Below are 13,037 nucleotides of genomic sequence, written 5' to 3' on the forward strand. Positions count from 1 at the left end.
TTTATGGAAATTCAATCCGCCTTTAATGCTGGTGTACAAGGCTTTCAAAAAGCCAGTGAAAATGTCAATAAAGCTGCTGAAAATATAGCGACCAGCGTAGGTTTAACTCCTGAAGCCTATGGTATCGGTCAAGAAAGTAATCTTCCTATTGCAACTGCTACTAACCAGAGCAGCGAAAATGCGCTAAACCTAACTCAATCTGTAGTGGATTTGCGTGTGGCAGAGGTTCAAGCAAAAGCGTCTGCGAACGTTATGAAATCGGCCGATGAAAACCTAGGCACACTCTTGGACGTTCGAGTCTAGTCATTATGAATATCACGCCTCAAAGCAATCAACTTCCCATTACAACTGCTGTAAACTTGCAGACAGATAGCTTGCGTCGTGATAATCAGCAAAGAGAAATCATTACAAAACCTGAACCATCGAGTCAGTCAGCCGCCGAAAAAGGTGTTGCCTCAGATAAAGAGCGTGGCCGTACTCCAGCACAAAATAATCAGCAAGTAGATTTTGCTAGCTTACGTAAGCAAGCTGAACTTGCAAACGATGTTATTGGTAATGGTGGTGGGAATAATGAGCGTTCAGGACAAGACTCAGCAAAAAATTCAGATCAAGAAGCTAACCAACAAAATAGTGATGGCTCTGTAGAGTCAAAACAAGGGCAAGAAACTTCAAGTCGTTCGCAAAAATCGAGTACAGAAGCGTTAGCAGAAAAAGAAATTATTCGGAGTTTAGAAAGTCGCGATAAAGAAGTGCGTAATCATGAAAGAGCACATGCTTCAGTAGGTGGCGCATATACTGGCGCTCCGACTTATGCCTATGAAACCGGCCCTAATGGTAAAAAATACGCCGTTGAAGGTGAAGTTTCTGTGGATCTAACGCCTATAGCCGGCGATCCAAAAGAAACTATAGCGAAAATGAATAAAGTGCAAGCGGCAGCTTTAGCGCCAGCTAATCCCTCTTCACAAGATATACGTGTAGCTGCTTCGGCGTCTGCTATTATTTTAGAGGCACAAGCAGAGTTAATTAATGCTAATGCAGAAAATACAGAAGAAACACCCAAGGCAGTAAATTTATTTCGAGACAAAGATTTGCTGCAAAGTGATGTGAGCTTTGAAAGTAATGAAAGTAGCCAAGCTTTTGATCGTCAAATTGAACAAACGTTATCAGCACAGGAAGCCGTTGTGCCCAGTAGGCCAATCACTGTTGATCAGAGAGCAGGCCGAATCGAACAATTTTATTCTAATATCAATCAAGCCTATGAAAAATCGGCAAGCTATCAATTTGAATTAACAGCTTAGTCAGCTTACCAAATATCAATCATTAAAAAGCCTGCAACTGCAGGCTTTTTACGTTTAGCTGTTTGTACCAATTTCGTTAATTTATTGGTTAAATACCGTAATCTTCACGATATTTTTTTATGCTAGCTAAACTATCAGCCATGTCTGGTTTTTCTTCTAAGTAACTGATCAAATTTGCTAAAGTAACAATAGATATCACCTTAGTATTAAAATCACGTTCTACTTCTTGAATGGCAGAAAGTTCAGCTTGGCCTTTTTCTTGTCGGTCCAAAGCTATGAGTACACCTGATAATTCAGCGCCGTGGGCCTGAATGATTTCCATCGACTCACGAATCGCAGTACCGGCGGTGATCACGTCATCAACCAACATCACTTTACCTTCAAGTGCCGAACCGACTAAGCTGCCACCTTCACCGTGTTTCTTAGCTTCTTTACGGTTAAAGCAATAAGGCATATCAATATCGTAACTATCGGCTAATGCTACGGCGGTTGTGGTTGCAATTGGAATACCTTTATATGCAGGACCAAATAACAAATTGTAATCGATTTTTGAATCTTGTAATGCCGCAGCATAAAAACGGCCTAAACGTGCTAAATCACGACCAGTATTAAATAAACCTGCATTGAAAAAGTAAGGGCTAGTGCGGCCTGACTTTAAGGTGAATTCGCCAAAGCGCAATACCTGTTTAGATAAGGCAAACTCGATAAATTCGCGTTGATAATCTTTCATAATCAGCTCCTATCAGTGGTTTAATTTAAAGCGGCTTTTTGAATATCAAACAGTTCGTTAATACTGTCTTTCGCAAGTGCTAGCATTTGCTGCATTTCATCGAAGCTAAATGGTTCTTCTTCTGCCGTGCCTTGTACTTCAATTAGCTTGCCGGTTTCTGTCATTACTACGTTCATATCAGTTTCTGCGGCCGAATCTTCAACATAATCTAAATCAGAAACCGCTTCACCTTTGTAGATACCAACAGAAACTGCAGCAATCATGTGCTTAAGCGGGTTGTTGTTGATAATACCTTTAGCGCGCATATGGTTTAATGCATCAACTAAGGCCACACAAGCGCCGGTAATTGACGCAGTACGTGTGCCACCGTCAGCTTGAATAACATCACAATCTATCGTAATGGTATTTTCACCCAATGCTACTAAATCAACTGCTGCACGAAGTGAGCGAGCGATTAAACGAGAAATTTCTAATGTACGACCACTTTGCTTACCATTGGCAGCCTCGCGACGCATACGGGTATGAGTTGAACGCGGTAACATGCCATACTCAGCTGTTATCCAACCTTTGCCTTGGCCCTTTAGAAAACGTGGCACGCCAGTTTCAACCGTTGCGGTACATATAACTTTGGTATCACCAAACTCAATAAGCACTGAGCCTTCTGCGTGAGCTGTAAATTGACGAGTAATGGTTACAGGACGAATTTGCCCTAAAGTTCTGCCGCTTGGACGCATGTTGAATTTCCTATCGTAGTATAATTGCTGCGCATTATAATCGTTCGACTGCCAATTTGACATAATGACGTTACAAGTATTTTGAAATATAGTTAATTAATATAAGGTCATACTACTATACGTTTGTTGTTAATTGCCTTTGAATGTCATCGAAATAGAGAATGTTTATGAAATTTCAGCTGTTTATCGTTTTGTTTTTATCAAGTTTACTTATTACTGGTCAATCAAATGCGCAAGAGTCTGCGCACCACTCTTCTATCGCGTCAGCTAATGATTTACCGCTATACAGCAAAGTTTATGACGACAAGCGAGATCCTTTTAAAGACGCGCAAGCAGCCATTACCTTAGCGCAAAAAAGTAACCGAAATGTGCTAATTGAAATTGGCGGGAACTGGTGTACTTGGTGTCATAAAATGGATGCCTTTTTAGAAAAAAATCCTAAAATATATCAAGCCCTGCATGATAATTATGTACTGCTTAAAATTAGTGTGAGTGATAGTAATGAAAATGAAGCTTTCATGAAATCGTTGCCACCTGTGCAAGGCTACCCACATATGTATGTTTCAACGAATACAGGACAAATGTTGTTATCAAAAGATACCGCTGAATTACTGCATGATTTGGAGTATTCTGCTGAATACTGGCTGGCGTTTTTAAGAAAATGGCAGGAAAAAAATAATAAGGAAAATGCTCATGATACAAGTGCAAAAGGCTAAAACCGTGACTAGAAAGAAAATGGTTAGCAATACAGTATCGCAAGTGACGTCGTTTTTTGATGACAATTTTCGTACGCCGACATGGTTACAAAAAAAAATATCACGACGTAGCGCCTTAAAGTCTGCTGCTGGCGCCACTATGATTGCCGCTATGCCAGTGCGGGCATGGTCAGCATTAGCGAGTGATCAGTTTGCTAGTTTACTGACAACAGATCCTTGGTTAACCCTTGATGCCGTGCTAGCCCATTTATTACCTGCATCACCAACGGGCCCAAGTGCAAAAGAAATTCAAGCAACGCAATATTTATATAATGTTGTGTATCAACAACCCACAGATAACGCAGAAATAGAATTTATTTATAAAGGCGTTGGTTGGTTAAATGGTTTTAGTCAAAGCCAATTACAGAAAAATTTTGTTGCCCTTACGCTTGAAGAAAAAGAAAAAATATTGCGGGCAATAAGTAATTCGCGAGCTGGTGAAAATTGGCTAAGTAATTTAGTCAGTTATATCTTTGAAGCCATGCTTTCACCGCCAAGTTACGGAGGCAACCCTAATGGCATCGGTTGGCAATGGTTAGATCACCAAGCAGGTTTTCCGTTACCTCCAATGGGCAAGCGATATTACGAATTACCCGGTAAGCAACCTATTGTGATGAGTAATAAGGCTGCGCGTGCAAATAAAACAACCACACAGGTGGTTAGTCACCAGGAATATACTCGCTCACAAATAGGAACTAAAAAAGCATGAAATATGATATTTGTATCGTGGGCAGTGGCGCGGGCGCATCACCAGTAGCTTATACCTTAGCCAATGCAGGTGCTAAAGTATTAGTGTTAGAAAAAGGCGCTTGGTTAACCGAAAAAGAGTTCTACAAAGATGAGCTAGCCATTAGTTTACGCGATGCTTACAACCCCAAGCTTGAAGATGAACAGCATGTTATAGAAGAGGAATATGAAAACGAAGCGGGTGAAACTTTCTGGCAAGGTGAACCAACCAGTGAATCAGGTTGGAGCTTCTGGAACGGCACAGTAGTCGGCGGTTCATCAAACTTTATGAGTGGTTATTTTCATCGTTTAAAGCCAGTAGATTTTCGTTTAAAAACAGAGTTCGGCGCCATTAAAGGCGCTAATATTGAAGACTGGCCGATTACTTACGACGAGCTAGAACCTTATTATGCGATAGTTGAAAAAGTGGTGGGTGTATCAGGCAGAGTTACTGAACATCCGCATCAAGAGCCTAGGTCGACAGACTTTCCCTATCCACCGGTTGCTGAACACGCCATATCATCGTGGATAGATGAAAGCGCGACAAAAATTGGTTATCACGCTCTACCTGTGCCACGAGCAATATTATCGCAACCAGCAATGGGCAGAAATAGCTGTGATTATTCAGGCTATTGCAGTAGTTATGGTTGCTCGTCTGGAGCAAAAGGTAGTGGCCGAGCGGCGCTATTAAATCATGCAGTTGCAACGGGCAATTGTACCATTACACCTCATGCGAAAGTTTATAACATTGCGACAGATAGCGAAGGCGAAATATCGGGTGTGCATTACTACGACAAAGCAGGGCGCAAAAAAATTGTTCAGGCTAAATATTACGTTGTTGCTTGCCAAGCAGTAGAAACTTCTCGTTTGTTACTGGCATCGAAAGGTGAAAAGTTCCCTAACGGATTAGCCAATAATGCAGGGCATGTAGGTAAAAATTTGATTTTTAGTGGTGGTGGCACTGGCCGCGGAGATTTTTTTTACAAAGACTTAACGGCAGAAAAAAAGGCGGAATTAACCCAAGTAGGACCATTTATTAATCGAGCATTGCAAGATTGGTATCAAATCGATGATAAAGCCTTTAACGGCATTAATCGAAACGGTAAAGCCAAAGGCGGCACGATAGATTTCTTATTCTATCAAAACCCGATAGCGCGTGCCCAAGGCACGCAATGGCAATATGATGAAAGCCAAGACAGCGAAAAGCTACTTTGGGGCGAAGACCTGAAACAAAGCATGAAAACCGAGTTCACCAGTTATAAAACTCTACGTTTCGAAGTGTTTAATGATTGGCTACCAACAGATAATTGCTTTGTTGCTTTAGATGATGAAGTCACTGATAAATGGGGTGATCCCGTGGCTAAAATACGCATAGGCGCACATAACCACGACCTAGATGTTGGTGAATACTTGGCTGAAAAAGCGGAAAAGCTACTGCAGGAAATGGGGGCAAGCAATGTGTCGTCATCAGTGAGCAGTGCACCAGCATCAAACTTAATGGCTGGCGGCTGTCGTTTTGGCAACGATCCTAAAACCTCAGTGTTAAATAAAAACTGCCAAGCACATGAAGTTGATAATCTTTTTGTGACTGACGCCTCGTTTATGCCAACAGGTGGCAGTGTACCTTACACATTTACCATTTACGCAAATTCGTTTCGTGTTGCTGACCATATTAAAGCACGGTGGCAGAGAGCTGAGGCTTAACCTTAAAGTTAACGAAATTATTGAGCCATAATCTCGTTAACTTAACCCTATTAAAGTGGATACCAAGTATCAGCTAGGGCATAATTCACCACATTGTTCATTTTAAATATTTAGGAAATTCTATGATCCATAGTATGACAGCATTCTCACGTCATGAAATTAAAGGCGATTGGGGTAATGCCGTATGGGAAATTCGTTCGGTTAATCAACGATTTCTTGAAACATACTTCCGACTTCCCGAGCAATTTCGCAGTATAGAGCCAGTATTACGTGAAAGGTTTCGCAAGCAACTAAATCGCGGAAAAGTAGAATGTAACTTACGTTTTAATGCTAACCCATCGGCAAAAAGTAACGTAACTTTAAATGCTGAGTTAGCCGCAGAATTAATGAAGCATGCAAATACCATTGCCGCTTTATCGGATAACTCGACGGTAAATCCTGTTGAAATTATGCGTTGGCCTGGTGTTATGGAAGCTGAAGAAGCTGACATGAGCACCATTCAAGCCGAGATACTAGCCGGTTTTGACCAAGCCCTAAAAGACTTTATTACTTCTCGTACCGATGAAGGTGAAAACCTTAAAGTCCTTATCGAACAACGCTTAGATGGCATTATCGAACAAGCAGATATTGTAAAAGGCCACATGCCAGAAATTATTCAATGGCAACGTAAGCGTATTACCGACAAATTTGCAGATGCTAACATTGAACTTGAGTCAACACGAGTAGAACAAGAGCTGGTATTACTAGCGCAGAAAATGGATGTTGATGAAGAAATTGACCGTCTATTCAGTCATGTTAAAGAAACGCGCAGCATATTGAAAAAAGGTGGTGCACAAGGCCGCCGATTAGACTTTATGATGCAAGAATTTAATCGCGAAGCGAATACCTTAGGCTCGAAATCTATTAACGCAGATATCACTAATTCAGCAGTAGAGTTAAAGGTATTAATTGAACAAATGCGTGAGCAGATCCAGAATATTGAATAGTGTTTTGACATATTCATCCACGTACTGATGTGTACATAAAGCCTCGTTATTCGGGGCTTTTTTATGCCTGTTATTTTTACACTATTGCAGATGTATTAAACCTGTATCATCGCGTTCAAAACCGTGGCAAATATATCCAATTAACTGACGTTTTTTCTTGGATATTTGATGGAAATGCTCAAAGCCCACTGAAAAGGCAAATGGATTGGCGTTGTAGTCAGCATAAGATTGATCGCTGCCATTCTTTGCTTCTCTAACGCCAGATGCGAATGAACTTAAAAAGTCATCTCTGTTATTGAGTAAAATGGTTGTAGGGCCAGCTCCGCTCTCAATCAATTCAAGTGCGCCTAGTTCAATATACTTATCAACAACTGTACTATTGAAAAAACCACTGTATTGCTCTGTCTCAACATCATAAGCAACGGGCGTGTCATCGGTTGCTTCCATTAAAGAGACGAATAGTTCTCTCACTTTTTTTGAAATCACAGACTAATCCTTTTTACATGGTATTTTATTTTTCGTTTTGGACACATTCTATTAATTGCTGTTAGTCGTCACCATAGAGCTTAATAACTAAATATTTTAACTACCCAATATTTTCAGTGGTACTGACAGCGCGTCATTGCCTGTTTGACCAACCAGATAAATAATGGCACTTAAACCGCCTACGGTAATGACATACCATAACGCTGATACAATTTGAGCATAGAGATTAAGTGGCAGTAACTCGCTTAAATGTCGGCGCTTATATTCAAAGAAAATTTCAATACTACCAAGGGCGAGTAAAAAGCCTAACAGCGCTAAGCCGAAGTAATAACTAATATAAACACCTAGTGCGGCACCTAATATACAAGCAACTAAACCTACTTTAGAGTTGATTGAAAACGCGATGCTTTTCAGTACGTGGCCGCCGTCTAAGGGTAATATGGGTAACAAGTTAAATAGATTGAGCAGGGCATTAAATACCGCTAAACCGGCGAGTATTTCTAGATCGGTTAGCCAATAGCCAATTAGGCAGGCGATAGACAGTATTAGGCCGAAAAAGGGTCCCATGATCGAAATAACGATATCTTGCCAGCGAGTATTAATTTTGTCATCGCTTAACGCTAAACCGCCAACAAAGGGAATGAGGTATATGCCCTTAGTTTTTAAGCCAAAGTACTTCATCGCCCTGATATGACCATACTCATGAAAAACAAGGCAAAGTATAAGGGCGATGGCAAATTCGATAGAGAATAACCAGCTATAAGCCGCTAAACTTCCGGCTGCAAACAACACTTTAATAACCTTAGCACTTTTGAATAACTTTAAGCCAAGCCCCGCCATACCAATGAAGCTAAATTTTATTGGTTGCTTTTTACCTTGGGTTATTTGACGTTGTTCTATATCTTTTTCATTTAACGTATTGTCGTGTAACAGTTCGTTATTAACTAACAGCTGAAATTGCAGTGTAAAAGGTTGCCATTGCAATGTGCCTTTTAGCTCAACGGGTAATTCGCCTTGCTCGCTTTGCAGGGAAAACTTATGTGAAAAGGTATCACCGTTAGCATTAGCATTGATTTGTGAGACACATTGCTCATCCCAAAACAGTTCTTGCCATCCGGCCATTGAACCTTCTAACCGTAGATTTTTGCCTAAACATTCTATTTCTAATAATTGCACTTTATTGACTCAGTATATAAAACCTTGCTCGTTTATCGCTATATTGACTTGGGCAGCAAGGCTAATTGAAAAATTTAATAAATATTATTTTGTTACTTATCATCTCGTGTGACAGTTAAAATACTTTCTACTAGGTAATCGATATTTTGTTCAGGAATTGAGGCAAGATTGATGCGTCCGTTATTCAAGCCATATATGGCATATTTATCTCGCAGTATTTCCATTTGTGCCTCAGTTGCTGGCAACATAGCAAACATGCCTTCTTGAGATAAAATATAATCAAAATAATTGCCACCTGAGTATTGGCGAAATGCCGCGCAAAGTTTGGCTCTTATCGCTTTAATTTTGACATTTATCTCTGCAAGTTCATCTGACCATAGTTTTTTCAATTCAGGGTTTTTAAAAATGGTTTTTACAATTTCAGCACCGTTAGAGGGGGGCACCCAATAAGTGGCTTTACTCATAATAGCGAGTTGAGCTTGTGCCGTGTTTGCTTCAGCTTGTGTTGGGCTAAGAATATAAGCCGCGCCTACTCTGTCACTGTATAAACCGAAGTTTTTCGAGCAACTGACGCAAAGTGCGAGACGCTCAACGGTATTAGCGATAGTAATTAAGCCGGCAGCATCTTCATGTAATCCGTCGGCAAAGCCTTGATAAGCGGTGTCGATTAATGGTAAGAAATTTTTTGATTTTGCTAACTGAGCAATTTGCTGCCAGTGTCGCAAGGTTAAACGCAATCCTGAAGGGTTATGGCAAGAGCCATGAAGTAGTACAACGTCATTCTCGCCTAATTTTTCTAGTGTTTTGAACATGCCACTTTCATCAAGTGTCATAGTTTTTTTGTCAATAAAAGGGTATTCCTGATAAGCCAAACCTGCGGCTTTAATGGTGGGAATATGATTGGCATACGTCGGGTCACTTACCCAAATTTTAGCCTCAGGATTTGCAAGTTTAATTAAATCTAATATAGCGCGTAAGCCGCCGCTTCCGCCCGCTGTTTGAACACCGCTAACGTAGCCAGTAACTGTTTGGTTTGCAAACGTGAGTTCTTGGAGTAATTGCACATATTCAAGATCACCTTTTGAGCCGACATAGCTTTTATTTCGTCCTGCATTGGCGAGTTGTTGGTCTGCTGCCTTCACCGCTTTCATTAGCAGTACGTTGTTATTGGCATCTTTATAAATGCCTACGCTTAAATCAACTTTAAACGGTCGTTCATCTTTAGATGAACGTGCCATTAATTCGACAATTTCATCAGAGGCAGGTAGCGCAATATTGGCAAACATGTGTTCTCTTTAATTAAATAGTAACGAAAGCAAATAGCTTTAAATTCAGTTAAATAGGAGTATTGACTCTGCTACATTCCAATTCACAAAGAAGTAGCCAGCATGAAACCTTAAGCGTTATTCAGGCTCAGAATGTCCGGCCCAAATATCAGCATTAATGGTGGTTTTCTTTTTACGTTTTTTCTTACCGCTACCTTCTGGCGCTGCCATAGGCTTACTTTCAGCTAAGAGTTCAGCTAACAGTTTATCATTTATCTCTTTATCAACTTCAAAACCCTGAACTTGCTCACGTTCAAGGCGGATTTTATGCTTCTTTTCGATAACTTTAAAGTGATGATAATCTTCATAGTCGATCAGCGATAATGCTAAACCGACCTCACCAGCACGGCCACTTCTGCCTATACGGTGCATGTAATCTGATGGGCTTCTAGGTAAATCAAAGTTGATCACTACCGGTAATTTTTCGATGTCTAAACCACGGGCAGCAATATCGGTGGCTATTAATACGTCAATTTCGCCAGCTTTAAACTCTTCAAGTACGCGACTACGAGCGCCTTGGCCTTTATCACCATGAAAAACTTCTGCCGTAATACCGCGCTTAGAGAGTTTAGATGCTAAATGCTCACAGCTGTTTTTGGCATTAACGAAAATAAGCGCTTGTCGCCATTGATGTTGCTGAATTAAATGTGCTAAAAGTGCAGTTTTTTCGCCTTTGTTAACGGTAAAAACCCGTTGGACTAAGGTGCTGGCATCGGCACTTTGTACTTGTATTTCAATTGGATTATTTAGTAGTTCTTGCGTTAACGCCTTTACTTGCTCGGGAAAAGTTGCGGAAAACAGTAAGGTTTGTTTTTTCTTTGGCAACAAGGATAACAGCGCAGATAGTTCCTCAGTAAAGCCTAAACTTAACATTCTGTCGGCTTCATCAAGCACTAAAGTGTTGACCTTATCGAGTTTAATGGCATTACTTGAAATTAAGTCGAGTAGTCGACCCGGTGTTGCCACTAAAATATCGCTGCCGCCGCGTAATGCCAACATTTGAGTATTGGCTGATACACCACCAAAAACCGCCACTGTTTTAATTGCACCGTTAAAATGTACAGCATATGATTTAATGCTGTCTGCCACTTGCTTGGCGAGTTCGCGGGTAGGGACTAAAATAAGACCGGTAACATAGTTGCCTTTAGTGCTTTTTTCAGTACTTGATAATTGCTTTATCTGTATTTTTTGCAGTAAAGGCAATGCAAAGGTGGCCGTTTTACCCGAGCCAGTATTTGCCCCGGCAATTAAATCACGTCCGGCTAATACACTTGGAATAGCTTGCGCTTGAATAGGTGTTGGCTGTTGATATTCCAACTCAGTTAAACGAGCTAATAAAGGTGGAATAAGGCCAAGTTCAGTAAAATTGGCTGGCGCTGTGGCAGAGGTCATTAATATAAGGGCTCAAAGCTAAGGTAATAACCTGCTATTTTAGCTTATTTTTGCTCTGTTCAGTTAGTGAAATTGATCTAAAGAGTGGCGTAATTCTTTTGAGTTTTATTTAAGGTAAGCACAGCACGAGTTTGACTAGACATTGTGGCAATAGAGTTAAGGGAGATAAAATGACTCGTATTAGTACATGCGCTTTTAAGAAGCCCAGAGAGAGAAACCATCGGCACAATAAAACTGATTTACTGTCAGTGGAAGATACGTTTTGTATTTAAAGCAAACGCACTCCAAAATTAGTCAATTTTTACCGATAGTTTATTTACATTTTTATCGTGGGATTTTAGCGTTCAGGAAATCTTCCTGATGTGCATCACCCGTTGAATTGGTTAAATTAGCATTAGATTCACTATTGTTAAGTAACCAGTCTCTTGTCTCAGTAAAAGCACTTCCGTCAGGGTTTAGTGAGATGGTTTCTAAATAGAGCGCTAAAACACCAGCAACGTGCGGAGCTGCCATAGATGTACCACTCATGGTTGTTGTTCCACCACCACTTTTGGTCGATAGTATATCGACACCAGGCGCGGCAATAACCACTGGTGCAGATTGGTGGTTAGTCCAATTTGCTGCTCCATTACCCCAGTTCGAAAAGCTGGCCCAATCATCATTTATATTGGTTGCACTTACTGTGATCACTGCGTCGTCATAGGCTGCAGGCGTAGCTTGGTTAGCATTTTCACCATCATTTCCCGCTGCTACAGCAAAAATTACGCCTTGATTTTTAGCATTACAAATAGCGCGATGAAAGTTATCGTTACCAACAAACCCATTGTTGGTACAAGTACCAGTTTTAGTTCCGCTGCCACCTAAACTCATGTTAGCAACTACAGGTACACCTAGAGACGCCGCCTGTTGTGCTACCCAGTCAATACCTGCAATAACACCCGAATTAGAACCACTTCCTGCCGCATTCAATACTTTAACTGCGTGCAAAGTCACTGCTGGTGCAACTCCGATAACATCTAAATTATTATCTAACGCACCAATAGTACCAGCAACGTGCGTTCCATGGCCCTGATCATCATCCCAACTATTTGCACAATCTAAGCCGAGACACATTTCAACGCTATAGCCATTTGATATATTTCTAGCCAAGTCATCGTGGTCAGAATCTATACCGGTATCAATAACATAGACATGAACGCCTTCACCAGTATTTTCAGCTGTATTAGCACCAATTCGGCTAACTCCCCAAGGTCTTTGCTGCTGTTCTGTTTGACAACCAAATAAAAAGCTACAGGCCGCTATTTCACTAGAGTTACTTTTTGTTGCGTGTACATTGCCATCTGCTGAAACGCTTAAAACCCGTTGATCGTTATTTAGCTGTTCTAGCATACTCGAGGGGACTGTCGCAGAAAAACCTTTAAACACATGGCTATATGTGTGCTTGCTTGTTATAGAGTAATCATTGATAAACTCAGAGACACTAGCGATTTGGTTAGTATTAAGGCTAACAATAATATTGCTTAATAGCGCATCTTCTGCAGCAATAGCAGGCAGTGCAATACAAGAGGAAATCATCAAGCTTATTAATTTTTTTTTCATTTTGGCTCCACATAGCATTAAGTTTTTTAAGTTACTCTAGGACTGAGCACTTAATTTACTTTTCTATTACATATAGAAAAGTATATATATTGTTACCAATGTAGAGTCTAAATACTGGTTAGACCA

At 40.6% G+C, this 13,037-nt stretch carries 13 protein-coding genes; 6 read left to right on the forward strand and 7 right to left on the reverse strand.

The window, feature by feature from the left end; all coding sequences use genetic code 11:
• The first annotated feature begins 3 nt into the window (after positions 1-3).
• Entirely contained in the window at positions 4-303 is a 300-nt protein-coding gene (locus H4J38_RS12605) for a hypothetical protein (protein WP_182132158.1), read from the forward strand.
• A gap of 5 nt (positions 304-308) precedes the next feature.
• Positions 309-1,298, forward strand: coding sequence for a putative metalloprotease CJM1_0395 family protein (locus tag H4J38_RS12610; RefSeq protein WP_182132160.1), 990 nt, complete (start codon positions 309-311; stop codon positions 1,296-1,298).
• Between the two features lie 88 nt (positions 1,299-1,386).
• Here the strand turns inward: H4J38_RS12610 and pyrE are convergent, their stop codons facing one another.
• Positions 1,387-2,028 (reverse strand): orotate phosphoribosyltransferase, encoded by a 642-nt coding sequence (pyrE, locus tag H4J38_RS12615; RefSeq protein ID WP_182132162.1) that lies wholly within the window; start codon positions 2,026-2,028, stop codon positions 1,387-1,389.
• A 20-nt stretch (positions 2,029-2,048) separates the two neighbouring features.
• A complete protein-coding gene (rph, locus tag H4J38_RS12620) occupies positions 2,049-2,762 on the reverse strand; it encodes a ribonuclease PH (RefSeq protein WP_182132164.1) in 714 nt (237 codons plus the stop codon).
• Between the two features lie 167 nt (positions 2,763-2,929).
• On the opposite strand from rph, the gene H4J38_RS12625 reads away from it, so the two are divergent.
• From H4J38_RS12625 to H4J38_RS12640, 4 genes are all read left to right on the forward strand, one after another.
• Positions 2,930-3,478 (forward strand): thioredoxin family protein, encoded by a 549-nt coding sequence (locus H4J38_RS12625; protein WP_259365513.1) that lies wholly within the window; start codon positions 2,930-2,932, stop codon positions 3,476-3,478.
• Positions 3,456-4,226 (forward strand): gluconate 2-dehydrogenase subunit 3 family protein, encoded by a 771-nt coding sequence (locus H4J38_RS12630; protein ID WP_182132168.1) that lies wholly within the window; start codon positions 3,456-3,458, stop codon positions 4,224-4,226. The genes H4J38_RS12625 and H4J38_RS12630 overlap by 23 nt, the downstream gene beginning before the upstream one ends.
• Entirely contained in the window at positions 4,223-5,947 is a 1,725-nt protein-coding gene (locus tag H4J38_RS12635) for a GMC family oxidoreductase (protein WP_182132170.1), read from the forward strand. The genes H4J38_RS12630 and H4J38_RS12635 overlap by 4 nt, the downstream gene beginning before the upstream one ends.
• A gap of 122 nt (positions 5,948-6,069) precedes the next feature.
• Positions 6,070-6,933: a YicC/YloC family endoribonuclease gene (locus tag H4J38_RS12640; RefSeq protein ID WP_081179664.1), complete on the forward strand. Its 864-nt coding sequence runs from the start codon at positions 6,070-6,072 to the stop codon at positions 6,931-6,933.
• An 81-nt stretch (positions 6,934-7,014) separates the two neighbouring features.
• On the opposite strand, the gene H4J38_RS12645 is transcribed toward H4J38_RS12640, so the two are convergent.
• From H4J38_RS12645 to H4J38_RS12665, 5 genes are all read right to left on the reverse strand, one after another.
• On the reverse strand, positions 7,015-7,419 hold the full coding sequence (locus tag H4J38_RS12645; RefSeq protein ID WP_182132172.1) for a hypothetical protein: 405 nt from the start codon (positions 7,417-7,419) through the stop codon (positions 7,015-7,017).
• 96 nt (positions 7,420-7,515) lie between these two features.
• Positions 7,516-8,595 carry a metalloprotease gene (locus H4J38_RS12650; RefSeq protein WP_182132174.1) on the reverse strand — a complete coding sequence of 360 codons (1,080 nt, stop codon included), beginning with the start codon at positions 8,593-8,595 and terminating at the stop codon, positions 7,516-7,518.
• A gap of 92 nt (positions 8,596-8,687) precedes the next feature.
• On the reverse strand, positions 8,688-9,881 hold the full coding sequence (locus H4J38_RS12655) for an aromatic amino acid transaminase (protein WP_182132176.1): 1,194 nt from the start codon (positions 9,879-9,881) through the stop codon (positions 8,688-8,690).
• Between the two features lie 117 nt (positions 9,882-9,998).
• Positions 9,999-11,312 carry a DEAD/DEAH box helicase gene (locus tag H4J38_RS12660; RefSeq protein WP_182132178.1) on the reverse strand — a complete coding sequence of 438 codons (1,314 nt, stop codon included), beginning with the start codon at positions 11,310-11,312 and terminating at the stop codon, positions 9,999-10,001.
• A gap of 324 nt (positions 11,313-11,636) precedes the next feature.
• On the reverse strand, positions 11,637-12,911 hold the full coding sequence (locus tag H4J38_RS12665; protein ID WP_182132179.1) for a S8 family serine peptidase: 1,275 nt from the start codon (positions 12,909-12,911) through the stop codon (positions 11,637-11,639).
• Between the last annotated feature and the right edge of the window lie 126 nt (positions 12,912-13,037).

The organism is Colwellia sp. BRX10-3, from assembly GCF_014077505.1.
Lineage (GTDB): Bacteria > Pseudomonadota > Gammaproteobacteria > Enterobacterales > Alteromonadaceae > Cognaticolwellia.

What these genes read in the sequence shown, in the direction of transcription:
- H4J38_RS12610 (WP_182132160.1), top strand. Translation starts at nt 309, where the DNA reads ATGAATATCACGCCTCAAAGCAATCAACTTCCCATTACAACTGCTGTA.
- H4J38_RS12665 (WP_182132179.1), bottom strand. Translation starts at nt 12,911, where the DNA reads ATGAAAAAAAAATTAATAAGCTTGATGATTTCCTCTTGTATTGCACTG.
- H4J38_RS12660 (WP_182132178.1), bottom strand. Translation starts at nt 11,312, where the DNA reads ATGACCTCTGCCACAGCGCCAGCCAATTTTACTGAACTTGGCCTTATT.
- H4J38_RS12605 (WP_182132158.1), top strand. Translation starts at nt 4, where the DNA reads ATGGAAATTCAATCCGCCTTTAATGCTGGTGTACAAGGCTTTCAAAAA.
- H4J38_RS12640 (WP_081179664.1), top strand. Translation starts at nt 6,070, where the DNA reads ATGATCCATAGTATGACAGCATTCTCACGTCATGAAATTAAAGGCGAT.
- H4J38_RS12625 (WP_259365513.1), top strand. Translation starts at nt 2,930, where the DNA reads ATGAAATTTCAGCTGTTTATCGTTTTGTTTTTATCAAGTTTACTTATT.
- rph (WP_182132164.1), bottom strand. Translation starts at nt 2,762, where the DNA reads ATGCGTCCAAGCGGCAGAACTTTAGGGCAAATTCGTCCTGTAACCATT.
- H4J38_RS12635 (WP_182132170.1), top strand. Translation starts at nt 4,223, where the DNA reads ATGAAATATGATATTTGTATCGTGGGCAGTGGCGCGGGCGCATCACCA.
- H4J38_RS12630 (WP_182132168.1), top strand. Translation starts at nt 3,456, where the DNA reads ATGATACAAGTGCAAAAGGCTAAAACCGTGACTAGAAAGAAAATGGTT.
- H4J38_RS12655 (WP_182132176.1), bottom strand. Translation starts at nt 9,881, where the DNA reads ATGTTTGCCAATATTGCGCTACCTGCCTCTGATGAAATTGTCGAATTA.
- pyrE (WP_182132162.1), bottom strand. Translation starts at nt 2,028, where the DNA reads ATGAAAGATTATCAACGCGAATTTATCGAGTTTGCCTTATCTAAACAG.